The sequence below is a fragment of the Moheibacter lacus genome (genome assembly GCF_014042165.1).
GTDB lineage: Bacteria > Bacteroidota > Bacteroidia > Flavobacteriales > Weeksellaceae > Moheibacter > Moheibacter lacus.
Genome location: NZ_JACDZE010000001.1, coordinates 1,323,001 through 1,348,836, shown reverse-complemented (window position 1 = coordinate 1,348,836; position 25,836 = coordinate 1,323,001). Strand labels below are relative to the sequence as shown.

Genomic DNA, 25,836 nt, shown 5'->3' with positions numbered 1-25,836 from the left:
AATTTTTATAAGGGAAAAAAATAAAAACCTCCCAGGTTTTGAAAACCAGAGAGGTTTGGATAAATTCAATATCGCACGGATAACTTTCTACAGAAAATTAAACGCCTTTGTATTTTTTTACTTCTTCGATCAATTTCGGAACGACTTCAAACGCATCGCCTACGATTCCATAATCTGCTGATTTAAAGAACGGTGCTTCTGCGTCAGAATTGATTACGACAATGGTTTTGGATGAATTCACTCCTGCCAAATGCTGGATCGCTCCAGAAATCCCGATGGCGATATACAATTTCGGTGAAATCGCTTTTCCGGTTTGGCCTACGTGTTCGCTATGCGGTCTCCATCCGATGTCGGCAACCGGTTTTGAACTTGCCGTTGCAGCGCCCAATAATTTGGCTAATTCTTCAATCATTCCCCAATTCTCAGGTCCTTTCATCCCACGACCACCTGAAACCACAATTTCTGCTTCTTTCAAATCGATTTTGTCAGAAGAGGCTTGTTGAACTTGTGTTACTTTTTCTTTTGCATCGGCTTCACTTACTGAAACATTTACCGCTTCTTCACTTCCTGAAACCGGATTTTCTTTTAGTCCGAATGCGTTTTGCAAAACGGTCAATACTTTTGCTCCTTCCGTAACTTCGATGGTTTCGATTCCTTTTCCGGAAAAAGCTTTTCTTTCAGCTGTAAACGGAGAAACATTGCTCGGTGCAGCAATCAAATTGGTCACCAATGTAGAAGAAGATTTCAACGCCAACAATGGTGCAAAACTAGATGCATCATTGGTTGCCGGCAGCACGATGGTATCACCGTCTTTTAATTCGTTTAAAACTTTAGCATAAGCATTGGGTGAAAAGTTTTTCAAAGCATCATTTGTAATTTTCAATACTTTATTAGCTCCGTATTTGTACAAAGCATCTGAAGATTCGGTTGCGTTAATAGCTACTGCTGTAACCGTATCACCTGCTTTATCGGCGATTGATTTTGCATAGGAAACGGCTTCCAATGCGGCTTTTTTAAAGTGTCCGTCTGCTGCGGATTCTGCGTATACTAAAATTGACATTTTAAAATTTGTTTAAAGTTTAAGGTTCAAAGTTTAACGTTATTTTTTCATCAAGCTGGGTAACTTCGAACTTAAAAACCCTTGTCCGCCGTGGCGGGTGAACTTGAAACGTTAATCAGTTAATCATTAAATTACTTTTGCTTCTTCGTGTAACAATCGCACCAATTCACCTACATTGTCTTTATCGATCAGCGTTACATTCCCTCTGGAAGCCGGCTTCTCATAACCTACTACTTTTAAGTTAGAAGAAGTTTGTTCAGCTTCTACTACACTCAATGGTTTGGTACGCGCTGCCATAATTCCACGCATATTTGGGATCCGAAGTTCTGTTTCTTCAACCAATCCTTTTTGACCTGCAATTACGACAGGAAATTGAACAGAAACGGTTTCTTTTCCTCCATCGATTTCACGAATTGCTTCCACAGCATTTCCTTCAACTTTCAATCCTACACAGCCGTTAACAAATCCATAATCCAAAATTCCGGCTACAAATCCGGGAACTTCTCCACCATTGTAATCAATAGACTCTTTTCCGGTAAGAACGATATCATAACCACCTTCTTTGGCTACTTTTGCAATTTGCGTCGCAACAAAAAATCCGTCTCGGGCATCAGCATTTACACGGATAGCATCATTTGCTCCGATCGCTAAAGCTTTTCTCATCACCGGCTCTACTGAAACATCACCAACAGTTACAACTGTAACAGTTGCGCCTTGAGTTTCTTGAAGCTGAACTGCTTTTGTTAAGCTAAATTCATCATGCGGATTGATGACGAATTGAACTCCATTTTTATCGAATTCTTTTCCGTCAGCTGTGAAATTTATTTTTGCAGTAGTATCGGGAACACTACTGATACAAACTAAGATTTTCATTATATATGTTATTTAAGTTTTTTTGTTTCAATTCATTGCCCAATCCAAATTAAGCAATTCATTTTCTTTCCATTAAATTTAATAAGTCGTAAATATAATGAAAAAAATATATTATGCACGCATAGTATATATAAGATTTTTATCAGTTTTTCATCAACTCTCTTTTGTCTCTCTCAATTTGTTTATTGAAAACATATTGAGTGATATAAATGCTGAATTCATAAAGGAATAGCAATGGAATTGCAGCGATCATCATACTCATAATGTCGGAAGGCGTGATTACCGCTGCCAAAACGAATATAACCACCAAAGCATGTTTGCGATAAGTTCTTAAAAAATGGGGCGTTAATACACCTATTTTTGCTAAAAAGTAGGCAAATACCGGAAACAAAAACACCAATCCCATGCCCAATAAGGTTTGCACAAACATCGAAGTATACCCTGAAAGTCTCCATTCGTTCGAAATCCCAAATGGATTGTACGAATAAAGAAATTGGACGGAAAAAGGCAACATAAAAAAATAGCTAAAAAGCACACCGATTAAAAAGAAAAAACTGACAGCGATCACAGTTCCGTTGGCATGGCTTTGTTCGCTTTCTGTTAAGGCAGGCCTGATGAAGCGCCATACTTCCCATACCACATAAGGGATTGCCAAAATCAATCCACAAAGTAAGATGGTATAAATCTGGGACGTAATTTGACCTGAAGGATCTAGATTTTTTAATTCTTTCGTATAATTAAATGCTTCAGGATAAATGGGATCCATCCCAATTTTTTCTGCCAATGAATTCAACAATTGATAAGTGAAAAAATCCGATGTCAGCGGCGCCATGATAAAGTTATCCGTGATGTAACTCCAAAAAACAGCACACAACACTGCCCCAACCAATATGGCTATGAAACATCGAATCAAATGCCCTCTTAATTCATAAATATGGCCTAAAAAGGTCAGTTCTTTTTCTTCAGTATTTTCTGCCATTATATTTCGATTCCGTGTTTGATCAATGCATGTAAATCCAATATCCCAAAATATTGTTCATCTCTGTTCACTACCACCAATTGACCGATATTAAAATCCCTTAACTTATGGAAAGCATCGACTGCTTTTTCATCTTTATACACAATTTTTGGATGAGCCGTCAACATATCTTTGGCCAGTAAGTGCTGGTATTCCTTATGCTTTTGGAGCATCCTTCGCAAATCTCCATCCGTAATTACACCGAGGATTTCGCTCTCTTCTAGAACGACCGTGATACCATTTCGACCGGAAGTCAAGGAGTCGATTACTTCAAAAACGGTAGAATTAGGATTGACAAAAGGACGCTGGAAAGTATCCATCACATCTTCAACACTCCAGAGCAATCTTTTCCCAAGTGCACCTCCTGGATGAAATTTCGCAAAATCATCACTGCCGAAATGGTTCCATCTCATCAAAGCAACTGCTAGCGCATCACCCATGACCAATTGCGCAGTTGTACTGGAAGTCGGCGCTAAATTATTGGGACAGGCTTCTTTAGATACTGAAATATTTAAAATCACATCTGCATGTTTGGCCAAATCTGATTCCAAATTTCCGGTCATAGCAATCAGAGCAGATGCATTCTTTTTTAATATAGGTGCCAAATCTTTAATTTCTTGGCTATTTCCACTTTTTGACACACAAATCACCACGTCTTCTTTGTCCAATAATCCCAAATCACCATGGATGGCTTCAGCTGCATGTAAAAATTGACTCTTAGTACCTGTAGAATTAAAAGTTGCCACCATTTTATTGGCGATATGCGCACTTTTCCCAATACCCACTACCACTACTTTTCCTGTAATTTCATGCAATAAAGTAACTGCATGAGCAAATTCATCTCCTAAATTTTGAGCAATGGATAAAAGTTCTGTAATTTCGTCCTGAAAAACAACTTTTCCAAATTCGCAAATTTCTTGATTTTTCAAATCCAAAAGATTTTGACTATAAAGTTTAATTTTGTACTTTAGGTCTTTCGACCAAAATTTGATTTTCAACTCATAGAATTGAATGGTCAAATATAGGAATTTGAAAAGTAGAAAAAATTAAAATTAGTCTTTTTGTTAAGATGAGTAGTTCAACAGAATTATCTTCCCATTTGAAAAAATATTTTGGCTTCAGCCAATTTAAAGGACAACAGGAAGAGATTATCAGCAGTCTTCTGAATAAAGAAGATGTTTTTGTGCTTATGCCAACTGGAGGAGGAAAGTCACTCTGCTACCAGTTACCAGCCTTGATTTCTGATGGTGTCGCCATCATCGTTTCACCGCTGATTGCCTTGATGAAAAACCAAGTTGATGCCGTTAGAGGGATTTCTTCCGATAACGATGTTGCCCATGTTTTAAATTCATCATTAAATAAAACCCAAACGAAAAAAGTAATGGACGACATACGTAACGGCACTACCAAAATGCTATATGTCGCTCCGGAATCTCTTACAAAAGAAGAGTATACCGATTTTTTTAAAACGGTTCCTATTTCATTTTTCGCCATAGATGAAGCGCATTGTATTTCTGAATGGGGACACGATTTTCGTCCGGAATACAGGAATTTAAAAAACATCATCAATAAAATCGGAGATGCGCCAGTCATTGCTTTAACAGCTACAGCCACACCAAAAGTTCAAGAAGATATCCAAAAAACTTTGGGCATGCAAAATGCTAAAGTGTACAAGGCTTCTTTTAATAGACCCAATTTATTTTATGAAATCCGTCCAAAAATCAATCAGGACAAAGAAATCGTGAAATTCATTTCCCAATACGCCGGAAAATCAGGTGTAGTTTATTGTTTGAGTCGAAAAAAAGTAGAAGATTTTGCGCAAACCCTTCAGGTCAATGGCATCAAAGCCATTCCTTACCATGCTGGTTTAGATTCAAAAACGCGCTCTAAACATCAGGATATGTTTTTGATGGAAGAGGCCGATGTCGTTGTTGCTACTATCGCCTTTGGAATGGGAATCGACAAACCCGATGTCCGATTTGTGATCCACTATGATATGCCAAAAAGTTTGGAGAGCTATTACCAAGAAACCGGTCGTGCAGGACGAGACGGCGGTGAAGGTTATTGCTTGGCTTTTTATGATTATAAGGACATCGAAAAATTGGAGAAATTTCTAGCCAACAAAATGGTGGCAGAAAGAGAAGTTGGCTTACAACTTTTAAGCGAAGTCGTTTCTTATGCTGAAACCTCCATGTCCAGAAGGAAATTTTTATTACATTATTTCGGGGAAGAATTTGATGAAATAAATGGTTTGGGCGCCAATATGGATGACAATATGCGAAATCCAAAAAAGATGATTGACGCAAAAGATGATGCGCATTTGGCTTTAAAAATAGTTCAAAAAACCAAAGAAATCCTGAAAATCTATGACCTGGTAAATGTGCTGACCGGAAAGGAAAGTTCCATCATCAAATCCTATAATTTGAGTTCGGAATCCTTTTTTGGAAAAGGAAAAGACCATGAGGATTATTATTGGAAAAGCATTGCGAGACAATTGATCGTCAGAGATTATCTGGAAAAAGAAATTGAATCTTACGGAATTTTAAAATTAACTGAAAAAGGAAAAGAATTCATCAAAAAACCATCTGAATTCCTTATTGCCGAAGATGTAGATTTCAAACGACTCCTTTCAGAGTCCTCTTCAGAAACATTACAACAAGCTCCTGCAGCTTTTGACGACAAGCTTTTGATGCACTTAAAGGATTTACGTAAAAGAATTGCCAAACAACATGAAATTCCTCCATTTGCGGTCTTTCAAGACCCAAGTTTGGATGACATGACCATGCAGTATCCGACAACCATCAAAGCATTGACCAATGTTTTTGGGGTTGGAGAAGGAAAAGCCAATAAATTTGGACAACCATTTGTCGATTTTATTGCTAAATATGTAGAAGAAAACGATATCGTACGTCCCGACGAAATGGTCATCAAATCTGTGGCCGATAAATCCAACTTTAAAGTTTACATCATCCAAAGCGTAGACAGAAAATTGGATTTGGAAGCCATGGCTTCAGGGAAAAATCTTTCCATGGAAGAACTTTTGTCAGAAATGGAAAGCATTGTTTACCAAGGCACTAAATTGAACATCAATTACTATATCAACGATATACTTGATGAAGACCAACAGGAAGAAATCCATGACTTTTTAATGGATGCAGAAAATGACTCCATGTCCAATTTGTTGAAAGAATTTGGAGATGATTATGAAGAAGAAGAATTAAGATTGATGCGGATTAAATTCATCAATGATGTTGCGAATTAATTTGGAAATGAGTTAATTTGAGAATTTGAAAATGAAAAAAATTGTCGTACTAATTTTTCTTCTAATTCTATCTTTTTCAATTCTATCTTGTTGTGATACATTTGGCGAAAGAGAAAATTATGCTCATGAATTGATTCAAAAAGTGGAAAAATTTAAAAACACAAATAATCGTTTACCAAATGATTCCTCTGAATTGGGAATCACTGAAAATGAAAATTCAAAAGCATTTTATCTTAAAAAAACGAATGCTGAGTTTGAAATTTGGTATGCAATAGGATTTGATTCTATGATTTACAATTCCAAAACAAAAAAATGGAGAGAAGAAGGATAATGACGTTTGAATCATCAATCAATCATTTTCAAATTTGCACTTTTCAAATTAAAAAATATGAATAACAAAGTCATGCTGATGATCCTTGACGGATGGGGCATCAATCCAAATCCCAAAGTTTCAGCCATAGCTGCAGCCGACACACCTTTTATTGATTCTTGTTTTGCTAAATATCCAAATGCAACTTTAACTACTTATGGTTTGGATGTTGGTTTGCCGGAAGGTCAAATGGGCAACTCTGAAGTTGGACACATGAACCTAGGTGCGGGACGAGTGGTCTATCAGAATTTAGTTAGAATCAATATGGCGGTTCAAGACAAATCTTTTTTAAAAGAAAATGTTTTGAATTCGCAATTCCAATTCGCAAGAGACAACAACAAAAAAGTCCATTTCATCGGTCTTACCTCAAATGGCGGCGTTCATTCGCACATCAATCATCTGTATGGATTGCTGGAAGCTGCTGCTGAGTATGGATTGACAGACAATGTTTATGTTCATGCTTTTACAGACGGGAGGGATTGTGATCCACAAAGCGGAAAAAAATTCCTCGAGGATTTAGAAGAACAAATGACTCATACCACCGGGAAATTGGCTTCTGTGATAGGACGTTATTATGCGATGGACCGCGACAAACGTTGGGAAAGAGTAAAATTGGCGTATGATTTATTGGTCAAAGGAATTGGAAAAAACGCTGAAAACGTTGTAAAAACAATAGAAGAATCTTATGAAGATGGAATTACCGATGAATTTTTAAAACCCATCATCCTTGATAAAAACGGGTTAATTGAAGAAGGAGACATTGTCATCAATTTCAACTTCAGAACAGACCGTGGTCGCGAAATCACGCAAGTTTTGACCCAAGATGATTTCCCTGAATTTGGAATGCAAAAGTTATCATTACGTTATATTACGTTGACAAATTACGATAAAACCTTTCAAGGAATCGAAGTCGTTTATGATGAAAACGAAATTCCAAATACGCTCGGAGAAGTATTGGAAAAAGCAGGAAAAACCCAAATCAGAATAGCTGAAACTGAAAAATATCCGCACGTGACCTTTTTCTTTTCAGGCGGGCGGGAGAAACCATTTGAGGGAGAAAGAAGGATCCTCTGCCCTAGTCCAAAAGAAGTTCCGACCTATGATTTGAAACCGGAAATGTCCGCCTTTGAAATCACGAAAAATATCCTTCCTGAAATCAAAAATCAATCAGCCGATTTTATTTGTTTGAATTTTGCCAACACAGATATGGTGGGACATACAGGTGTTTTCCAAGCTGCCGTAAAAGCTGCAGAAACAGTAGACCAGTGCACGGAATCGATCGTGAAAACCGCATTGGAAAATGAATATACGGTTATCATTTTGGCAGACCATGGGAACGCAGATATGATGGTCAATCCGGATGGATCTCCCAACACCCAACACAGCACCAATTTAGTTCCTGTGATTTTAATTCAAAATGAAAAAGAATTCGAAATCAACGATGGAAAATTAGGTGATATTGCACCTACTATTTTAAAATTAATGGATGTAAAAATCCCTGTTGAAATGACCGGAAATATTTTACTTCGAAATAATTAATACCTTTGCAAACCCATTTGACAAATGAAGTTGAAACAATGAAAAGTTATATTATTGCCGTGGATTTTGACGGAACCATTGTAGAGGACGCTTATCCAAAAATTGGGAAACCGATGCTTTTTGCATTTGATTCCTTGAAACAACTACAAGCCCAAGGTCATCGATTGGTGCTTTGGACCTATAGACATGGCAAAGCTTTGGAAGAAGCAGTAACTTTCTGTCGTGAAAACGGTATCGAATTCTATGCGGTTAATTCCAGTTTTGAAGAAGAAAATTTTGATAAAACAACCCAAAGCCGAAAAATTCATGCCGATATGTTTATCGACGACCGTAATTTAGGCGGATTTCCGGGATGGGGTGAAGTCGTTCAAATCATCGAAAAAAGAATTGAATTTTCACTCGGCGAACACGGTAAAGTAAAAGAAAGAAAAAAGAAAAAAAGAGGATTTTTTGGATTATGATTCATTATAAAAACAAAGAAGAATTAGAATTAATGCGGCAAAGCGCCCAATTGGTTTCCAAAACCTTGGGTATGCTCGCAAAGGAAATCAAACCGGGGATCCAAACCATTACATTGGATAAATTGGCGCATGATTTCATTAAAGACCATGGCGCCGAACCTGCTTTTTTGGGTTATGGCGGATTTCCTTATTCGCTTTGTATTTCGCCAAACGAACAAGTCGTTCACGGTTTTCCAAACGAAGATTATTTGGAAGAAGGCGATATTCTTTCGGTGGATTGTGGCGTTTTCATGAACGGTTTTGTTGGAGACCATGCTTATACTTTTGAAATCGGAGAAGTTGCACCGAAAGTCAAAAAATTATTAAAAATTACCAAAGAATCACTCTATAAAGGCATCGAACAAATGTTGCCCGGAAATCGTGTCGGTGATATTTCAAACGCTATCCAAACCTATTGTGAGAAAGAAGGATTTGGCGTGGTAAAAGAATTGGTCGGACACGGTGTAGGAAGAACGATGCATGAAGATCCGCAAGTACCGAATTACGGCAGAAAAGGAACCGGAAAAGTGTTGAAAGAAGGAATCACTTTGGCCATCGAACCGATGATCAATTTGGGAACCGATAAAGTTCGTTTCCATAAAGACGGCTGGACGGTGACGACACGTGACAACCAATATTCGGCGCACTTTGAACATGATGCGGCAATTATCGATGGAAAACCGACTTTGCTTTCCACGTATAAATTTATTTACGAAGCATTGGGAATTGAATCTGATGAAGAAGAACCTTTTTTGTATAAAACTTTTGCCTAAATGTTTCGATTTCTCAAATCGATGAAATATGCATTGGACGGAATTTTTTATGCCCTGAAAACCGAACGAAATGTACAGATTTGGCTGGGTGTTATGTTCATCACTTTTCTAATTGGATTTTTATTAAAAATCTCGGAATTTGAATTTATGATCATTTCGATTTGGATGTGCGGAATTGGGACTTCCGAATATTTGAATACGGCAATTGAAAAATTAGCAGACCGAGTTACGACCGAACATGATGATCAAATCAAAAATGTAAAAGATATTTCAGCAGGTGCTACGTTTATTTGTTCGACCGGAGCTTTTCTGACATGTATGTATATTTTTATTCCAAAAATTTTAGAACGATTTTTTCATTAAAGGTATCTTTGTGCCCTTCGTGCAAATCTTTGCGAACTTTGTGGTGGAAATAACCACAATAGGCACGAAGTCCCGAAGATACGGGACGCAAAAACACTATGAAATTAGCTTAATTTTTAACTTTTGAGTTCACTCTTAAAAAATATCATCAACCTTATTCCCCGACCTTGGCTCATCAGGATGAGTCTTTGGGCAAGACCTTTTTTGGTTTGGTATTTCAAAGGCGAAAATTTCACTGATCCGATTGACGGAAAATCTTATCGGAAATTTCTGCCTTATGGCTATGAAAAACAACGGGAAAATGTACTTTCTCCGGGGACTTTATCACTGGAAAGACATCGGCTGATGTGGTTGTATTTGCAAAAGGAAACCGATTTTTTTACTTCGAATTTAAAAGTGCTGCACATGGCACCGGAACAATCTTTTTACAAACGTTTTCGGAAGTTGGAAAACCTTGATTATACGACTTGTGATTTGGATTCGCCGATTGCCGATGTAAAAGCGGATATTCAAAATCTACCTTTTAAAGACAATTCCTTTGATGTGGTATTTTGCAATCATGTTTTGGAACACGTGGACGATGATAAAAAAGCTTTAAGTGAATTATTTCGTGTGATGAAACCCGGCGGTTGGGGAATTTTCCAAGTTCCAATTCGCTACCAGTTAAACGAAACCTTTGAAGACCCAACGATTACAGATCGCAAAGAACGCATCGAAAAATTCGGGCAATATGACCACGTTCGAGTGTACGGAATGGATTATTATGAAACGCTGAAAAACACCGGATTTGAAGTAGAAAAAGTAAATCTTTCCGAAAAATTATCGAACGAAGAAATTAGTCGATTTGCATTGGAGAAAAACGAGATTTTACCGGTGGTGAGGAAAATCAAATAAATTTCATAAATTTGATTGTCTAAATTCTTCTATATGAACTTAACTGCTCAAAAAAAGAAATTGATTCAATGGATTGATTCTGTGAACGATCCTAAGATTTTGGAAGAAATTGAACGTTTCAGTAAGGAAGAGCCTTTTGATTTTGAAAATGAAATTCAAAATGCCATTACTGCTAATGAATTGAAAAAACGGACAACTGAATTTCTCAAAAAATTGGATTGGACGAAATAAAAATATATTACAAACCTGAAGTTGAAGAATTCATCAACGAATTGGTTTACCTTCTTTATTTAGATGAATATTTTGGTTTTCTCGAATCCGCGATTGAATACTAAGACAAAATCATTGATTTCATAGAAGAAAATATTTCTACTTTTCCATATAAATCCACTCCCTTCTTATTACGTAAATTAGGTTCGAATTATCTGTTTTATAAGTCCAACCAAAGAACAACTTGGTACATTTTCTTTGAAAGAAATCAAAATACTTATTTGATTACGTATATTACCAATAATCATAGCCCGATTCCGAAGTTTTTGTGAGAACACTGTTTTGGAGAAAAACGAGATTTTGCCGGTGGTGAGGAAAATTATTCGGTAGTTGGCTCTGGCTCTTCAATAATAAATCCTATTTCTTTTAAAAAAATTAAATCTGATTGATCTAAAAACTCAATATCATTTGCATAAATTGTATTGATTTTTTCCAATTTCAATTCACCATTAGCTTTTCTGAACTTTGCATTTAGATAGTAGAAATCATCACAAATTATGGCCTTAAATTCATTTTGTAAAGCATGAAGATTTTTTAAATCAAAATATCTTTCTGACTCAAAACTATTTTCATATACATAAAATCGGGTTTCATAATTACCGATTTTTTCATCAAATGTATATACCGAAGAAAATTTCTCACAATCAATTTTTGAAACAAAAGCATATAAAAAATTTTCACTTATAAGAAATCTAAAATTCAAATCATGATGGGAAATATTTTGATAGGTTTGGTTATGAATTTGAATTAAAATTGGCAGAAATTCCTTTAAATCCTGATTCAAAATCCTTGAAGTTGGATTTTCTTCCTTTTCAGAAATGGTTTTTTCTTTAGAATTGCAATTCAAAAAAATAAGTCCATATAGTAAAATAATAACGCTAATTTTCATTTCAGAAATATAATAAAAAAAGGCGCAAATAATTGCGCCTTAGGAAGTAGGAAAAATTTATTTTTAAGATTGGATGTTACTTTAAAATAATGTTTTCCGTAAAGGTTCGATTGTCAGCTGAAGTTAGTTTCATCACATAAATTCCTTTGGGTTGATTGGAAATATTGAGTTGGAAATTTGATTTGTTGCTAAAGTTTTCTGCATAAACCGGCTTTCTATTCATATCAAATATTTCCAATTTTCCATCCGTGATATTTTGGGTTTTCATTTGAAACACACCTTGGCTTGGGTTGGGATAAATTTGAATCAAATCGGAAATTGGTTGTTCTTGGTTTTGGATTTTTGTTTTCACAAAAAGGGATTTGATTTCTTCTTTTAATTCATTTGACATTTCCAATTGTTGAATACCTTTGTTTGACCAATTGTAAGTGATTTGATAAGTCCATCCATCTGTATAACAGCTTTCGCAACAGCTTGGCACATACATTCCGACAACATAGAATTTATTGTTTTGGAAGCTGGTATAATTTGGGAAATTGGTGGTCGGCGTTGCCCAAGGCGTACCGGAAGAAACGGCACCGTAACTACCTGAACTATCACTCCAAGCAAATGTCCCCGGAACAACTGAACCAAATAATGGACTCGTCGGATTGGTTGTTTCATACACAAACCAAGCGTAATTATAGTCAGACTCACAAGCTTCGTTCATAAATGGAAACGGACTAACGGTTGCCGAAATGGTATTATTTCCACCGTCATGTGTTACCGTCAAATTATAGTCGGGATCAATTTTTTCCTGAACGGAAATATCATCTATCGCCAAATCATTTCCGTCGCCCAAACCGTCTTCTTTTAAACGAATTCGGATTTGGTTTTTTCCTCCACTTCCTATGAAACAACCTGAAAGAAGCATCCAATCACATGGATCCGTTGAATCGGTATTGATTTGGGTGTAAGGAATAACAATTTGGCCGTTGACTTCGATTTGAACTTCGGGAATTATATCAAATGTACATTGCGGCATATTTTTAAAGTTGATACAGAATTTGTATTCTTTTTCCTTCTCCAACGGTAAATTTTGGCTATAAATAATGGATGATGTACCACTGGGTTGATTGGTCAAACCGTTGACCAACAGATATTGATCATTATTGGCATAAGCTGTGGGATCTACACAATAGGAATGGTCGGTAATGTTTGCGCCAAAATTTGCAGCCGAATTGGTTACATCATATTGTCCGGGTAAGGTAGAGGATGATTGGGTGTATTGGCTATTGAATCCAGTATTTCCAAATTCGAAGTTTCCATTTTGAACCAAATTTTCAGATTCATCACAACAAAAGGCGCCTTCGTTGGTAGGTTCGTCACTAATTGGGCAATCGTCAAAACAAATATTATCTACCGCATATCGTTCAACCGGGCTACTATTCAGATCCAAATTAAAATACAATCCGCTCGCACTGGTCATAATGGTATCAAAATCAGCTGCAGTTTGTCCGGCGGGCATTGTCCAAACCCCTTCTGGACTTGTGGGTAAATTTCCATTTTGGGTAGGGCCAATCGGCATACAAATCCTCACCCAACCATCATTTTCATCGATGGCTTGATTAAATGTAAAGGTTGCCCAAAGGACATAGGTTCTCGGCATAGTGGTCATATCTCCTATGTAAAATGTAACACGGGGCTGTGAAGTTTGAGTCTGTTGGTTGTTAATTACCAAAAAATCGTAACAAAGACAATCCCCTTTTTTTCGTAAATCACCTCGATAATCAACCTGATTAAAAAGGATATCGCTTCCTGAACTGTCAAAACCATCCAAAGCTAAATCGCCCGGCGCCCCAGAAGGTCCGGGTGTTGTATTGGTCGGATTAAAAATGGTGTTAATACTTCCAAAAACATTGCTTCGTTGCCAAGTTCCGATACCGTTATCAAATATTTCACAATTCTGGTCAGGGGGAGCATTATAGCCTTTTTGAGCCATTATTTCTCCAAAAAGAAAAAAGCTCAAAATCAAAAACATAGAGGGGAAATTAAAGGAATAAATCGTTTTCATGACTTAATAGTTTGAATTTTTTACCTACTCTGTTTAAAGCTTTTCGGTTTCCGCTTATTCTAAATCAAATTAGATAAGACAAAATTCAAGCATGACCGACACATTATTATACTCCCTATAACCCTAAATAGAAGGATTAAATCCTCTTTTTTTCAAGGGCTAATTCACCCTTTTTTGATTCAAGGCAACTTCAAATGCCATTGTTCCAAATAAAAAAGGGCACAAAATTGTGCCCTTTTATGAGTATTCGCCGCGGCGAGTTAATCTTTTAATTTAGGAATACATTTCCGTTTTTAATTCTTTCACTTTTTTATCGTCCAAAAATTCATCGTAGGTCATATAGCGGTCGATGATTCCTTTTGGGGTCAATTCCACGATTCGGTTACAAACAGTCTCAATTAATTCGTGGTCATGAGAAGCCATCAAAATCGTTCCTTTGAAGTTTTGCAAAGAGTTGTTCAATGCCGTAATCGACTCCAAATCCAAATGCCCGGTCGGCTCATCCATCAACAACACATTGGCTCTCAACAACATCATACGCGAAAACATGCAACGCATTTTTTCTCCTCCGGAAAGTACCGACGATTTCTTCAAAGCTTCTTCACCGGAAAATAACATTTTCCCAAGGAATCCGCGCATGTATTCTTCGTGACGTTCTTCATCCGATTCGGTATATTGCCGTAACCAATCTACCAAATTAATGTCTTCCTGAAAGAAATTGGTATTGTCTAGCGGTAAATATGCTTGTGTAGTGGTAATTCCCCAGTTCACACTACCGGAATCCGGTTGTGCATTCCCCGCAAGGATTTCGAAGAATTGGGTAACAGCTTTGGAGTTTTTGGAAAACACACCGATTTTATCCCCTTTTTTCAAATTCAAATTGGCATCTTTAAATAAAACTTCACCATCTACAGAAGCAGACAAATCTTTTACTTCAAGGATTTGATCACCTGCTTCTCTGGATTGTTCCCAGATCAGTGCTGGATAACGGCGTGATGATGGTTTGATTTCTTCAATATTTAATTTGTCAATCATCTTTTTACGTGCAGTAGCTTGTTTGGCTTTTGCTACGTTGGAACTAAATCGAGCGATGAACTCTTGTAATTCTTTCTTTTTCTCTTCGGCTTTTTTGTTTTGTTGCGCACGTTGTTTGGCTGCCAATTGGGAAGATTGGTACCAGAAACTATAATTCCCGGAATACATATTCATTTTCCCAAAATCCAAATCACAAATATGCGTACAAACCGCATCTAAGAAGTGACGGTCGTGGGAAACGACGATGACGGTATTTTCATAATCTGCCAAAAAATCTTCCAACCAAGAGATAGTATATACGTCCAATTCGTTAGTAGGCTCATCGAGAATCAATACATCAGGATTACCAAAAAGCGCCTGCGCCAAAAGGATTCTGACTTTGGCTTTGTTATCCAAATCACCCATCAATGTATAATGCATATCTGGCTCAATCCCTACGTTGGACAACAAAGTAGATGCGTCAGATTCAGCATTCCATCCACCCATTTCTTCATATTGAACGCCCAATTCGCCGGCTTTGATTCCATCTTCTTCAGAGAAATCAGGTTTGGCATAAAGCGCATCCATTTCTTCTTTGATATTATATAAAGTTTCATTACCACGTAAAACGGTATCTAAAACAGTAAACTCATCGTATTTAAAGTGATTTTGCTCCAAAACGGACATGCGCTTTCCTTTTTCAAGTGAAACCTGACCTGAAGTAGGATCGATATCACCGGAAAGAATTTTCAAGAAAGTGGATTTTCCGGCACCATTTGCACCAATTATTCCATAACAGTTGCCATTTGTAAATTTTATATTAACTTCGTCGAACAAAACGCGTTTTCCGAATTGTAACGAAAGGTTTGATACTGTTAACATTTATAAGTCTGTATTAAATTAAAAATCGGCGCAAAGGTAATCATTTTAATCGATGTATGCAGCAAGGAGAGATCAACATTAAAAACAAAAAAGCCAGATTTGAATATGAGTTGTTAGATAGTTATGATGCGGGAATTCAATTATTTGGCACAGAGATCAAATCCATACGTATGGGAAAGGCGAGTATCACCGAAAGTTTTTGTCAATTTAAAGAAAGTGAACTCTACATTATCAATATGTATATTGACGAATATGATTGGGGAACACACTTTAACCATAAAACAAGAAGAGACAGAAAACTATTATTAAAAAAAAATGAGCTCAAAAAATTAGAGCGAAAAACAAAAGAAACCGGAAACACAATTATAGCTACAAACCTGTATATCAACAAGAAAGGACTGGCTAAAGTGAAAATTTATTTAGCCAAAGGAAAGAAGTTATATGACAAACGCGAAACGATAAAAGGAAAAGATTTAAAAAGAGATTTGGATAGAATCATAAAGAATTCTTAAATTTGCCTTTGGATTGTGTTATAAATTAATAAAGTAAAACACTAAATATTTGATAATGAAAAAGTTTAATCTATTATTAACCGCTCTGATGGTGCTGTTTTTAAGCAGTACTGTTTTGAATGCCCAGAATCAAAGAGATCCTTGGGCTATTACAGTTGGTGCACATGCAGTAGACTATACGTCTGTTCGTGGTGTTGGTAATGAGTTTTTTAACTACAACAACTACAGCATTGTTCCACCTTTGTCTAAATTGTCCGTAATCAGAAACTTAGGTCGTTTCTTCGACGTTGACTTAACCGCTTCAGTTGGTGAAATCGACAACGATAGACTACGTATTTCTGATGAGTTTTTTGTAAATGCAGGTTTAGGTTTGCGTTTCAAAATATTGGGTGGAAACCATTGGTTTGACCCATATTTGAGAATTGGTGCAAACTACAACCGTTACGATTTCACAAGTATTGCTGACGCAGATGGAAACATTCCAGCTGGTTACCAAGTATTTGGAAATGATGGTGGAGATGCTACTGAAGAAGTTGTAGATGAATTATGGGCTCAACCTGAAGCTACAAAAGATCATTTCGGTCTTTCTGGTGGTGCCGGAATCAACTTCTGGTTCACTAAAAACTTCGGTTTGAACATCGCTTCAGATTACAACTGGATTCCTGCTACAAAAACCGATTATTTTGACTTCTTCCAACACACAGTAGGTGTTACTTTCCGTTTTGGAAACAAAGATAGAGATGGTGATGGTATCGAGGATGATGTTGACGATTGTCCAGACACTCCAGGTGTACCTTCTGATGTTGCTGGATGTAATGGATGTCCTGACACAGATGGCGACGGTCTATGTGACAACGTAGATGCTTGTCCAGAAGAAGCTGGTCCAGCTGAAAACAACGGATGTCCTATCCTTGATAGAGATGGTGATGGTATCCTTGATGTAGATGACGATTGTCCTGACACTCCAGGTGTTGCTTCTTCAATCGAAGGATGTAACGGATGTCCTGACTCTGACGGAGATGGTGTTTGTGATAGCAAAGATCAGTGTCCTAACGAATTCGGAACAGTTGCAAACAACGGATGTCCAGAAATCGTAGATAACTGTACAGATATCCAAGCGATTAAAGATGCATTGAAAAACGTATTGTTCGAGTATGACTCTGACAAATTAACGGCAACTTCTATGGCTACATTGGATCAAATTGCTCCAATCTTGACTTCAGATAAAATCAAAAATGCTCGTTGGTTAGTTGAAGGACACACTGACTCTAAAGGTAGCGACAAATACAACATGACACTTTCTCAGAAACGTGCTGCATCTGTTGAAGCTTATTTGACTAGCAAAGGAGTTCCTGCTTCAATCTTGAAATCAGTTGGATTTGGTGAATCTTTACCAATCACTACAAATGATACAGATGAAGGTAGAGCTAGAAACAGACGTGTTGAATTGAAATTTGCTGACGCTAATTTCCAACCAGCTGCAATCGAAGTAACAGGAGATTGTGCTAACGTACAAATCACTGACTTGGCTAAAATGATTTACTTCCAAACTGGATCTGACAAATTAGTTCCTGCTTCAACGCAAAGCTTGGATGTAATCGCCCAGTATTTGAAAGCAACTGAAGGAAACTACGAAATCCAAGGTCATACTGATGACGTAGGTACTGATGCAAACAACTTGACACTTTCTCAAAAACGTGCTCAAACTGTATTTGATTATTTAGTATCAAAAGGAGTAAACGGAAGCAGATTGAAAGCTGTTGGTTACGGTGAAGCACAACCGAAATACGACAACAAAACTGCAGACGGAAGAGCTCAGAATAGAAGAATTGAAATTGTAAAACAATAATTTCGTATTCAAATATTTAACAGAAAAGCCACTATCTTTAGTGGCTTTTCTATTTTATACCCATAAAAAATGACCTTAGTTTAAGGTCATTTTTAGTTTTATATATTCAAGCAATTACTTTTCTCTTCTCTCCAACATAGGCACAAACTGACAATCTCCAAATTCCATTTTCTCAAAGTCACGCTCCCCTATTCTCATAAAAGTCGTCATCATCTGGTTCTCATTCCCAATCGGAATGACCATGATACCACCTATTTTTAATTGTTTCAATAACGTTTTTGGAATAGTTGACGAACCAGCTGTAACGATGATTCTATCAAATGGAGCAAATGAGGGCAATCCTTTATAACCATCACCGTAGGTTGAATATTTAGGTCTAATTTTAATTTTTTTGAATATACGTTGTGAAAAATCAAACAATTCCTTTTGTCTTTCTATCGTATACACCTCTGCTCCCATCTCAACCAAGACAGCTGCTTGATAGCCACTTCCAGTCCCAACTTCCAATACCTTGTCACCTTTCATGACATGCAATAAAGAAGATTGTTTGGCTACCGTAAATGGATGTGAAATCGTTTGACCCGCAGCTATAGGAAAGGCTTGGTCTTTATACGCAAATTCCTCAAATGCACTGTCCATAAATAAATGTCTGGGAACTTGATTGATCGCATTTAGAACTAATTCATCTTCAATCCCTTTATCCCTTAATAATTGAACCAATTGCTCTCTTTTCCCTTTGTGCTTAAATCCATCTATCACTTCTTATATAATTTTTCACAAAATTGGGCAATTTTAAAGGGAATCTCTGTATTTTAGACTCAAATTTTTACATATGTTGAAAATTGGTGTTTTGGGCGCCGGTCACTTAGGAAAAATACATTTAAAACTCGCCCATCAATCAGAAAAGTTAGACTTAATAGGATTTTACGATCCAAATCCTGAAAATGCAAAAAAACTATCTGCAGAATTAGGCTACCGTGCTTTTGGTACCATCGAAGAATTAATTGAAAATTCAGATATTGTAGACATCGTCACACCAACTCTTTCGCACTATGAATGTGCAAAATTGGCTATAGAGGCGGGAAAACACATCTTTCTTGAAAAACCCATTGCCAATTCGGTAGCAGAAGCAGAAGAAATCATTTCATTAGCCAAAAAACACAATGTCAAAGGTCAAGTTGGCCATGTGGAAAGATTCAATCCTGCCTTTATAGCGGTCAAAGATTTGATCGAAAATCCTATGTTCATCGAAACCCATCGTTTAGCAGAATTCAATCCTAGAGGAACTGATGTTCCAGTGGTTTTGGATCTGATGATCCATGATATCGATGCGATTTTAAGCGTTGTGAAATCGAAAGTAAAAGAAGTTCATTCGAGTGGAGTTGCCGTCATTAGTGATTCGCCCGACATTGCAAATGCCCGATTGGTTTTTGAAAATGGCTGTGTTGCCAACATAACTTCAAGTCGTATTTCTCTTAAAAATATGCGGAAATCTAGATTTTTCCAGCGTGATGCCTATATTTCTGTCGACTATTTAGAGAAATCTTGTGAAGTCGTAAAAATGAAAGATGCGCCTGAAGTTCCCGGCGAATGGGATATGATCTTACAAAATGCGGAGGGCGTCAAAAAACAAATCTATTTTGACAATCCAGATGTGAAAACCAATAATGCAATTTTAGACGAATTGGAAAGCTTTGCCGAAGCAATTGAAAACGACACGGAAACTCTTGTAACACTAGAAGACGGTACAAATGCCCTTCGAATTGCCTATCAGATCATCGAAGCATTTTCAAAATAAATCAAAAAACAAACAAATAAATAAAATGAAAAATATTGCTGTAATAGGCGCAGGAACGATGGGAAATGGAATTGCTCATGTTTTTGCACAGTCAGGATTTCAAGTCAACTTAATTGATATTTCCGAAAAATCATTGGAAAAAGGAATGGGTACTATCGCTTCCAATTTGGATCGAATGGTCACAAAAGGAAGTATCGCGGAAGAAGATAAATCCAAAACACTATCCAATATTTCAACATTTACAGCAACTGCTGAAGGTGTGAAAAATGTAGAATTGGTCGTGGAAGCTGCAACAGAAAACATCGATTTAAAACTCAAAATTTTCAAGGAATTGGACGAATTGACTGCGCCAGAAACCATTTTGGCAACCAATACCTCTTCTATTTCCATCACAAAAATTGCTGCCGCTACCAACCGTGCTGACAAAGTCATCGGTATGCATTTTATGAATCCGGTTCCCATCATGAAATTGGTAGAAATCATACGCGGATACAGTACTTCTATTGAAGTGACCAAAACCATTATGGATTTATCTGAAACTTTAGGGAAAATTCCAGTTGAAGTAAATGATTATCCCGGATTTGTTGCCAACCGTATCTTGATGCCGATGATCAATGAGTCCATCGAAACCCTTTACAATGGTGAAGCAGGTGTTCAGGAAATCGACCAAGTAATGAAATTGGGTATGGCCCATCCTATGGGACCATTGCAATTGGCTGATTTTATCGGTTTGGATGTTTGTTTATCCATCCTCAATGTAATGTACGAAGGATTTAAAAATCCTAAATACGCTCCTTGTCCATTGCTTGTCAATATGGTTGCAGCAGGGAAATTAGGAATAAAGTCAGGCGAAGGATTTTATGATTATTCCGCTTCTAAAAAAGCTGAAAAAGTATCGGCAAGTTTCCAATAAAGGATAATATTGTTAATAATTTTAAGATTTAATAAAATTGTTTATATATTAGTGAGTCAAATTTTACTAAGTCATTCTATATGAAAAAAATTTCTATCCTTTTCACTCTCTTCCTTTTCCTTTTATCTACAGACTCATTTGCCCAAAACACTTTAAAAAAATGGTACATAAGTGGCGGTGTTCATGCAGTGAATCATCCAAGTGCTAGAGGATTTGGAGAAGGTCTTTTTGAGGGAGACAATTGGTCATTTGTACCACCTCTTTCTCAAATTTCAGTCGCCAGAACCTTAAATCGATCATTTGCTGTGGATTTACAAGCTTCAATTGGCGAAATTGACAATCAACGATTGATGATTGATAATGAATTTATGGTTTTAGTTGGAATGGGACTTCGTTACCGTTTTGCAAACGGATACATTTTAAAAGAAACTTCTTGGTTTGATCCGTACTTAAGATTTGGAGCCAATTACCATCGTATGCCTTATCGCGGTCTCGAATTTGCACCTGCCGTTTACGACGGAGATGGAAACATGATTTCAGGAATCGTTGACAATGACGGCGATGTTTTGGAAAATGGCGCCATTGTAGAGAACGATCATTTTGCATTGTCAGGTGGATTGGGCATGAACTTCTGGATTTGGCCAAAAGTAGGTTTAAATTTGGAAGCCCAATATGTAGCAGTTCCTGCTGTAAAATCTGATTACATCGATTTCTTTCAAGCCAAAGCCGGAATTGCATTTAGATTTGGTAAAAACGACAGAGATAAAGATGGAATCGTGGATGAGGAAGACGAATGTCCAGATGTTCCGGGGCTGAAGGAATACAACGGTTGTCCTGATACCGACGGTGATAAAATCGAGGATCGTCAAGACGAATGTCCTTTGGAACCTTGTCCAAATGGTGAAAGTACAGACGAATACGATTGTGTAAACGGTTGTAAGGTCATGAAAGAAAAAGTAGAAGAGGAACCTGTTGAGATAGTTCAACCTGAACCAATCAAGGAAATCTCTTTTGAAGATGTATTATTTGAATTCGACAGTTATACATTAACTACAGATGGTGCCGTAAAAGTTAAAGAAGCTGCAACGATCATCAATAGCCAAGAAGGAAACTATTTCGTAGATGGATTTGCAGACAGTACTGGTGCAGAATCTTATAACATGAATTTATCTAAAAACCGTGCGCAAGCTGTTAAAGATGCTTTGGTAAAAGAAGGTGTAGACGGAAATCGATTGGAAGTAAGAGGATTTGGAGAACAGTATCCAAAATGTCCAAACGAGACTCCGGAAGGCAGAGCTTGTAACCGACGCGTAGTTGTATTAGAAAGATATTAATCAACTTTATAGAACAAAAAAAGGCGGGAATTCCCGCCTTTTTCTTTACTAAAAATTCCCGTTTCTTTCAAAACGGGAACTTATTTTTAAACCATGGTTGTATTATTTCAAACTAGCCAAAGCTTCTCCATAATTTGGTTCATTTACGATTTCGGGAACCTGTTCTGTATAAATCACATTCCCCTCTTCATTCACAACCACCACAGCCCGACTCATCAAACCTTGTAATGGACCATCCGTGATTTGCAATTGATATGCCTCAGAAAAATTCTGATCCCTAAACTCTGATAAAGTTTCTACATTTTTCAAACCTTCCGCTGCGCAAAAACGGTTCATCGCAAACGGTAAATCACGTGAAACACAAAGCACAACCGTGTTTTCTAAATTGGACGCTTCTTCATTAAACTTCCTTACAGAAGCCGCACATGTTCCCGTATCCACACTTGGAAAAACGTTTAAAACCAATCTTTTCCCTTTATAATCGTTTAAAGTCCTTTCTCCTAATTCACCATTGGTCAATTTGAAATCCGGTGCTTTAGAACCCACATTTGGAAGATTTCCTTTGGTATGAATCGGATTGCCTTTTAGTGTAATATTTGCCATTGTTTTTTCTTTGCAATTTACATGGATTCACCCAATCTTCCTCATAAATAATTCCTAAATTCGTTTAAACTTTTCATGAAATGGACTACCATTCATTTGAAACTGAAAGATTGATTTTAAAACCAACAGGAATTGAAGACACAGAATTTATTTTCCAATTACTCAATTCTCCGAAATGGATCCAATTCATAGGTGACCGAAATGTCCGAACTTCTGATGATGCCAAAATTTATATCCAAAATCGCATGCTTCCCCAATTAGAAAAATGTGGTTTTTCAAATTATACAGTAATCCAAAAGGAAGACCAAACCAAAATAGGAACTTGTGGTTTGTACAGCCGGGAAGGCATGGAAAATATAGACATCGGATTTGCTTTTCTTCCCGAATTTGAAAAAAAAGGTTTTGCCTTTGAAGCCGCTTCCAAACTATTATATGAAGCAAAAAACACTTTCAAAATCAATCATCTAGACGCTTTCACAACCAAAGACAATTATGATTCACAAAAACTCTTGGAAAAATTGGGCTTGAAAAAATCCGGATTGATCAGAATTCCAAATGACGACGAAGAATTGATTTTGTATCAAATAGAATTATAGCAATAGTAGGATTATCGATTCTGATTCCCAATATTTCGCTTCAATTTAATTAACTTCGCAGCAAATTTTGCTCAGATGAAACTATCCACCAGGATTCAAAATATCGAACAACCGGCAACCATCGCCATGACCCAAAAAGCACGTGAACTGAGACAACAAGGAAAAGATGTCATCAGCCTCAGCATCGGTGAACCGGATTTTGACACGCCTGATTTCATTAAAGAAGCTGCAATTCAAGCGATTCATGAAAATTATTCGCATTACACACCGGTTTCCGGTTATCCCGAATTAAAAGAAGCCATTGTAAACAAATTCAAACGCGACAATAATTTAGACTACAAACCATCTCAAATCGTGGTTTCTACCGGAGCCAAACAATCGATTTACAATGTTTTTCAATCCATCATCAATGAAGGCGATGAAGTCATTATCCCTGTTCCTTATTGGATAACATATGCAGATATCGTAAAACTATCAGGTGGAAAACCCGTTTTGGTAGAAACAACCATCGAAAATGATTTCAAACCTACTCTTGAAAGTTTAGAAAATGCAATTTCTGCCAAATCAAAAGCGATGATTTTCAGTTCGCCTTGTAATCCAAGTGGAAGCGTTTATTCTAAATCTGAGCTACACGAAATCGCAAAATTTGCAGCAAAACACGACCTGATTATCCTTTCAGACGAAATTTACGAACACATCGTTTACGAGGAAAAAGCCATCAGTATTGCGAGTTTCCCAGAAGCTTTTGACCGAACCGTTACCATAAACGGCCTATCAAAAGCCTATGCCATGACCGGTTGGCGGATAGGATTTATCGGAGCGCCCGAGTGGATCGCAAAAGCATGTGACAACATGCAAAGCCAAGTCACTTCAGGAACCAATTCCATCGCACAACGTGCCGCAATTGCTGCGCTGAATTCGGATTTAAGTGAGATCCAATACATGATCGATGCTTTTGCCAAAAGACGGGAAAAAGTTTTGGAGTGGATCAATGAAATCCCCGGATTTAAAATCAAAGAACCAAAAGGAGCATTTTATATGTTTCCGGACGTTTCTGATTGGTTTGGAAAAACCATAAAAGGAAAAACCATTCAGAATTCAGATGATTTGGCGAACTTTTTACTCGAAGAAGTCTATGTCTCAACTGTTGCAGGAAGCGCATTTGGTTTAAATAATTGTTTGCGATTTTCGTATGCTGCTTCTCTGGATCAATTGGAAGAAGCCATGAAACGAATTAAAACTGTTTTAAGTTAAATCCAAATTCTGACAGAAATCAGCATTACAACATTGATTTCCAACGTATTTTTGCATGAAGCAATTCAAAAAAGAATTCTTCAATCCAAACTAATAAGATTATGATTCAAACAGATATATTGATCATCGGAGCCGGACCAACCGGATTGTTTACCGTTTTTGAAGCCGGATTATTAAAACTTCGTTGTCATATCATCGATGCACTTCCTCAACCCGGAGGACAATTGGCAGAATTGTATCCTAAAAAACCCATTTTCGATATTCCGGGGTTCCCAAGTGTAGACGCGGGCGTTCTGGTGGACAATTTGATGGAACAAATCAAGCAATTTGAACCTGGATTTACGCTCAATGAAGTTGCCCAAACCATCGAAAAACAAGAAGACGGAAGTTTTATCGTCACAACAAACAAAGGAACGCAACACCAAACCAAAGCCATCGCCATTGCAGGTGGATTGGGAAGTTTTGAGCCGAGAAAACCGGATTTAGAAAATTTAGCGCAATTTGAAGAAAAAGGAATCGAATACTTCGTTCGGGACCCAGAATTATTTAGTGATAAAAAAATCATCATCGCCGGTGGTGGCGACTCAGCCTTGGATTGGAGTATCTTTCTAGCCGATGTGGCTTCTGAAGTTACCTTGATCCATAGAAGAAATGAATTCCGAGGCGCACTTGATTCTGTTGAGAAACTTCAAGAACTAAAAAACCAAGGCAAAGTCAATTTGATCACACCTGCAGAAGTACGAGCCTTGCATGGTGATGAACGACTGACCGGAATTACCATCGAAAAAGATGGTGAATTCCAAACTTTGGAAACCGATTATTTGATTCCACTTTTTGGGCTTTCGCCGAAACTGGGTCCTATCGCCGATTGGGGATTGGAAATTGAAAAAAATGCCATCAAAGTCAACAATGCACTTGATTATCAAACCAATGTGGATGGGATATATGCCATCGGCGATATCAACACTTATCCGGGGAAATTAAAATTAATCCTATGTGGTTTCCATGAAGCAACTATGGCCGTTCAGAGCATTTACCAACGTTTGAATCCCGGTAAAAAATTCATCTTAAAATACACAACCGTTTCCGGTGTTGACGGATTTGACGGTTCACGAAAAGAAGCAGAAAAAGCAGTGGTGAAATCAATTGATTAGGTTGGAAGCAGAAAGGAAGACGTTAATTTCTTTCAGCATACAACACCCATCATACATCAAAAA

The 25,836-nt window shown here is 37.2% G+C and carries 25 protein-coding genes; 16 read left to right on the top strand and 9 right to left on the bottom strand.

What is annotated here, in order from left to right:
- Positions 1-97: 97 nt before the first annotated feature.
- The 4 genes from HU137_RS06235 to HU137_RS06220 all read right to left on the bottom strand — a co-directional run bounded on the left by HU137_RS06235 (position 98) and on the right by HU137_RS06220 (position 3,880).
- On the bottom strand, positions 98-1,060 hold the full coding sequence (locus tag HU137_RS06235) for an electron transfer flavoprotein subunit alpha/FixB family protein (protein ID WP_182042925.1): 963 nt from the start codon (positions 1,058-1,060) through the stop codon (positions 98-100).
- Between the two features lie 126 nt (positions 1,061-1,186).
- Positions 1,187-1,933 (bottom strand): electron transfer flavoprotein subunit beta/FixA family protein, encoded by a 747-nt coding sequence (locus tag HU137_RS06230; protein ID WP_182042924.1) that lies wholly within the window; start codon positions 1,931-1,933, stop codon positions 1,187-1,189.
- A gap of 142 nt (positions 1,934-2,075) precedes the next feature.
- A complete protein-coding gene (tatC, locus tag HU137_RS06225) occupies positions 2,076-2,912 on the bottom strand; it encodes a twin-arginine translocase subunit TatC (RefSeq protein ID WP_182042923.1) in 837 nt (278 codons plus the stop codon).
- A complete protein-coding gene (locus HU137_RS06220) occupies positions 2,912-3,880 on the bottom strand; it encodes a KpsF/GutQ family sugar-phosphate isomerase (protein WP_182042922.1) in 969 nt (322 codons plus the stop codon). Before HU137_RS06220 ends, tatC begins: the two co-directional genes overlap by 1 nt.
- Before the next feature lie 140 nt (positions 3,881-4,020).
- Between HU137_RS06220 and recQ the strand changes: the two genes are divergently transcribed.
- The 8 genes from recQ to HU137_RS06180 all read left to right on the top strand — a co-directional run bounded on the left by recQ (position 4,021) and on the right by HU137_RS06180 (position 10,883).
- A complete protein-coding gene (gene recQ, locus HU137_RS06215) occupies positions 4,021-6,213 on the top strand; it encodes a DNA helicase RecQ (protein ID WP_182042921.1) in 2,193 nt (730 codons plus the stop codon).
- 31 nt (positions 6,214-6,244) lie between these two features.
- Positions 6,245-6,544 (top strand): hypothetical protein, encoded by a 300-nt coding sequence (locus HU137_RS06210; RefSeq protein WP_182042920.1) that lies wholly within the window; start codon positions 6,245-6,247, stop codon positions 6,542-6,544.
- A 57-nt stretch (positions 6,545-6,601) separates the two neighbouring features.
- Entirely contained in the window at positions 6,602-8,122 is a 1,521-nt protein-coding gene (gpmI, locus tag HU137_RS06205) for a 2,3-bisphosphoglycerate-independent phosphoglycerate mutase (RefSeq protein WP_182042919.1), read from the top strand.
- Positions 8,123-8,160: 38 nt separating this feature from the next.
- Positions 8,161-8,583 (top strand): BT0820 family HAD-type phosphatase, encoded by a 423-nt coding sequence (locus HU137_RS06200; RefSeq protein ID WP_182042918.1) that lies wholly within the window; start codon positions 8,161-8,163, stop codon positions 8,581-8,583.
- Positions 8,580-9,395, top strand: coding sequence for a type I methionyl aminopeptidase (map, locus tag HU137_RS06195; RefSeq protein ID WP_182042917.1), 816 nt, complete (start codon positions 8,580-8,582; stop codon positions 9,393-9,395). Before HU137_RS06200 ends, map begins: the two co-directional genes overlap by 4 nt.
- A complete protein-coding gene (locus tag HU137_RS06190) occupies positions 9,396-9,758 on the top strand; it encodes a diacylglycerol kinase (protein WP_182042916.1) in 363 nt (120 codons plus the stop codon).
- A gap of 123 nt (positions 9,759-9,881) precedes the next feature.
- Entirely contained in the window at positions 9,882-10,652 is a 771-nt protein-coding gene (locus HU137_RS06185) for a class I SAM-dependent methyltransferase (protein WP_182042915.1), read from the top strand.
- A gap of 33 nt (positions 10,653-10,685) precedes the next feature.
- On the top strand, positions 10,686-10,883 hold the full coding sequence (locus HU137_RS06180; RefSeq protein WP_182042914.1) for a hypothetical protein: 198 nt from the start codon (positions 10,686-10,688) through the stop codon (positions 10,881-10,883).
- A gap of 358 nt (positions 10,884-11,241) precedes the next feature.
- On the opposite strand, the gene HU137_RS06175 is transcribed toward HU137_RS06180, so the two are convergent.
- The 3 genes from HU137_RS06175 to HU137_RS06165 form a co-directional block, all read right to left on the bottom strand.
- The gene (locus tag HU137_RS06175; protein WP_182042913.1) at positions 11,242-11,706 is read right to left on the bottom strand and encodes a hypothetical protein; all 465 of its coding nucleotides are present in this window, start codon (positions 11,704-11,706) and stop codon (positions 11,242-11,244) included.
- 181 nt (positions 11,707-11,887) lie between these two features.
- Positions 11,888-13,864 carry a T9SS type A sorting domain-containing protein gene (locus HU137_RS06170; protein ID WP_182042912.1) on the bottom strand — a complete coding sequence of 659 codons (1,977 nt, stop codon included), beginning with the start codon at positions 13,862-13,864 and terminating at the stop codon, positions 11,888-11,890.
- Positions 13,865-14,137: 273 nt separating this feature from the next.
- Positions 14,138-15,760 (bottom strand): ABC-F family ATP-binding cassette domain-containing protein, encoded by a 1,623-nt coding sequence (locus HU137_RS06165; RefSeq protein WP_182042911.1) that lies wholly within the window; start codon positions 15,758-15,760, stop codon positions 14,138-14,140.
- 56 nt (positions 15,761-15,816) lie between these two features.
- On the opposite strand from HU137_RS06165, the gene smpB reads away from it, so the two are divergent.
- Together smpB and HU137_RS13045 are read left to right on the top strand one after the other, a co-directional pair.
- On the top strand, positions 15,817-16,272 hold the full coding sequence (gene smpB, locus HU137_RS06160) for an SsrA-binding protein SmpB (RefSeq protein ID WP_182042910.1): 456 nt from the start codon (positions 15,817-15,819) through the stop codon (positions 16,270-16,272).
- Positions 16,273-16,327: 55 nt separating this feature from the next.
- Positions 16,328-18,121 carry an OmpA family protein gene (locus HU137_RS13045; RefSeq protein ID WP_317169901.1) on the top strand — a complete coding sequence of 598 codons (1,794 nt, stop codon included), beginning with the start codon at positions 16,328-16,330 and terminating at the stop codon, positions 18,119-18,121.
- A gap of 114 nt (positions 18,122-18,235) precedes the next feature.
- On the opposite strand, the gene HU137_RS06145 is transcribed toward HU137_RS13045, so the two are convergent.
- On the bottom strand, positions 18,236-18,880 hold the full coding sequence (locus HU137_RS06145) for a protein-L-isoaspartate(D-aspartate) O-methyltransferase (protein ID WP_182042909.1): 645 nt from the start codon (positions 18,878-18,880) through the stop codon (positions 18,236-18,238).
- A 73-nt stretch (positions 18,881-18,953) separates the two neighbouring features.
- On the opposite strand from HU137_RS06145, the gene HU137_RS06140 reads away from it, so the two are divergent.
- The 3 genes from HU137_RS06140 (at position 18,954) to HU137_RS06130 (ending at position 22,166) form a co-directional block, all read left to right on the top strand.
- Complete coding sequence (locus HU137_RS06140; protein ID WP_182042908.1) at positions 18,954-19,919, top strand: Gfo/Idh/MocA family protein; 966 nt, start codon at positions 18,954-18,956, stop codon at positions 19,917-19,919.
- Positions 19,920-19,944: 25 nt separating this feature from the next.
- Positions 19,945-20,832, top strand: a complete 888-nt coding sequence (locus HU137_RS06135) for a 3-hydroxyacyl-CoA dehydrogenase family protein (RefSeq protein ID WP_182042907.1) — start codon at positions 19,945-19,947, stop codon at positions 20,830-20,832.
- Between the two features lie 80 nt (positions 20,833-20,912).
- Entirely contained in the window at positions 20,913-22,166 is a 1,254-nt protein-coding gene (locus HU137_RS06130; protein ID WP_182042906.1) for an OmpA family protein, read from the top strand.
- Positions 22,167-22,268: 102 nt separating this feature from the next.
- Here HU137_RS06130 and tpx read toward each other — a convergent pair whose 3' ends face one another.
- Entirely contained in the window at positions 22,269-22,769 is a 501-nt protein-coding gene (gene tpx, locus HU137_RS06125) for a thiol peroxidase (protein WP_182042905.1), read from the bottom strand.
- Between the two features lie 80 nt (positions 22,770-22,849).
- Here tpx and HU137_RS06120 point away from each other — a divergent pair, with 80 nt between their 5' ends.
- The 3 genes from HU137_RS06120 to HU137_RS06110 all read left to right on the top strand — a co-directional run bounded on the left by HU137_RS06120 (position 22,850) and on the right by HU137_RS06110 (position 25,773).
- Positions 22,850-23,365, top strand: coding sequence for a GNAT family N-acetyltransferase (locus HU137_RS06120; protein ID WP_182042904.1), 516 nt, complete (start codon positions 22,850-22,852; stop codon positions 23,363-23,365).
- A 75-nt stretch (positions 23,366-23,440) separates the two neighbouring features.
- Positions 23,441-24,619: a pyridoxal phosphate-dependent aminotransferase gene (locus HU137_RS06115; protein WP_182042903.1), complete on the top strand. Its 1,179-nt coding sequence runs from the start codon at positions 23,441-23,443 to the stop codon at positions 24,617-24,619.
- 101 nt (positions 24,620-24,720) lie between these two features.
- Positions 24,721-25,773: an NAD(P)/FAD-dependent oxidoreductase gene (locus HU137_RS06110; RefSeq protein ID WP_182042902.1), complete on the top strand. Its 1,053-nt coding sequence runs from the start codon at positions 24,721-24,723 to the stop codon at positions 25,771-25,773.
- Positions 25,774-25,836 lie beyond the last annotated feature (63 nt).

Coding starts and splice junctions, on each gene's coding strand:
- HU137_RS06170 (WP_182042912.1), bottom strand. CDS start 13,864: ATGAAAACGATTTATTCCTTTAATTTCCCCTCTATGTTTTTGATTTTG.
- map (WP_182042917.1), top strand. CDS start 8,580: ATGATTCATTATAAAAACAAAGAAGAATTAGAATTAATGCGGCAAAGC.
- tpx (WP_182042905.1), bottom strand. CDS start 22,769: ATGGCAAATATTACACTAAAAGGCAATCCGATTCATACCAAAGGAAAT.
- HU137_RS06135 (WP_182042907.1), top strand. CDS start 19,945: ATGAAAAATATTGCTGTAATAGGCGCAGGAACGATGGGAAATGGAATT.
- HU137_RS06130 (WP_182042906.1), top strand. CDS start 20,913: ATGAAAAAAATTTCTATCCTTTTCACTCTCTTCCTTTTCCTTTTATCT.
- smpB (WP_182042910.1), top strand. CDS start 15,817: ATGCAGCAAGGAGAGATCAACATTAAAAACAAAAAAGCCAGATTTGAA.
- HU137_RS06115 (WP_182042903.1), top strand. CDS start 23,441: ATGAAACTATCCACCAGGATTCAAAATATCGAACAACCGGCAACCATC.
- HU137_RS06140 (WP_182042908.1), top strand. CDS start 18,954: ATGTTGAAAATTGGTGTTTTGGGCGCCGGTCACTTAGGAAAAATACAT.
- HU137_RS06200 (WP_182042918.1), top strand. CDS start 8,161: ATGAAAAGTTATATTATTGCCGTGGATTTTGACGGAACCATTGTAGAG.
- HU137_RS06230 (WP_182042924.1), bottom strand. CDS start 1,933: ATGAAAATCTTAGTTTGTATCAGTAGTGTTCCCGATACTACTGCAAAA.
- HU137_RS06180 (WP_182042914.1), top strand. CDS start 10,686: ATGAACTTAACTGCTCAAAAAAAGAAATTGATTCAATGGATTGATTCT.
- HU137_RS06235 (WP_182042925.1), bottom strand. CDS start 1,060: ATGTCAATTTTAGTATACGCAGAATCCGCAGCAGACGGACACTTTAAA.
- HU137_RS06210 (WP_182042920.1), top strand. CDS start 6,245: ATGAAAAAAATTGTCGTACTAATTTTTCTTCTAATTCTATCTTTTTCA.
- HU137_RS06110 (WP_182042902.1), top strand. CDS start 24,721: ATGATTCAAACAGATATATTGATCATCGGAGCCGGACCAACCGGATTG.
- gpmI (WP_182042919.1), top strand. CDS start 6,602: ATGAATAACAAAGTCATGCTGATGATCCTTGACGGATGGGGCATCAAT.
- recQ (WP_182042921.1), top strand. CDS start 4,021: ATGAGTAGTTCAACAGAATTATCTTCCCATTTGAAAAAATATTTTGGC.
- HU137_RS13045 (WP_317169901.1), top strand. CDS start 16,328: ATGAAAAAGTTTAATCTATTATTAACCGCTCTGATGGTGCTGTTTTTA.
- HU137_RS06165 (WP_182042911.1), bottom strand. CDS start 15,760: ATGTTAACAGTATCAAACCTTTCGTTACAATTCGGAAAACGCGTTTTG.
- tatC (WP_182042923.1), bottom strand. CDS start 2,912: ATGGCAGAAAATACTGAAGAAAAAGAACTGACCTTTTTAGGCCATATT.
- HU137_RS06190 (WP_182042916.1), top strand. CDS start 9,396: ATGTTTCGATTTCTCAAATCGATGAAATATGCATTGGACGGAATTTTT.
- HU137_RS06120 (WP_182042904.1), top strand. CDS start 22,850: ATGGACTACCATTCATTTGAAACTGAAAGATTGATTTTAAAACCAACA.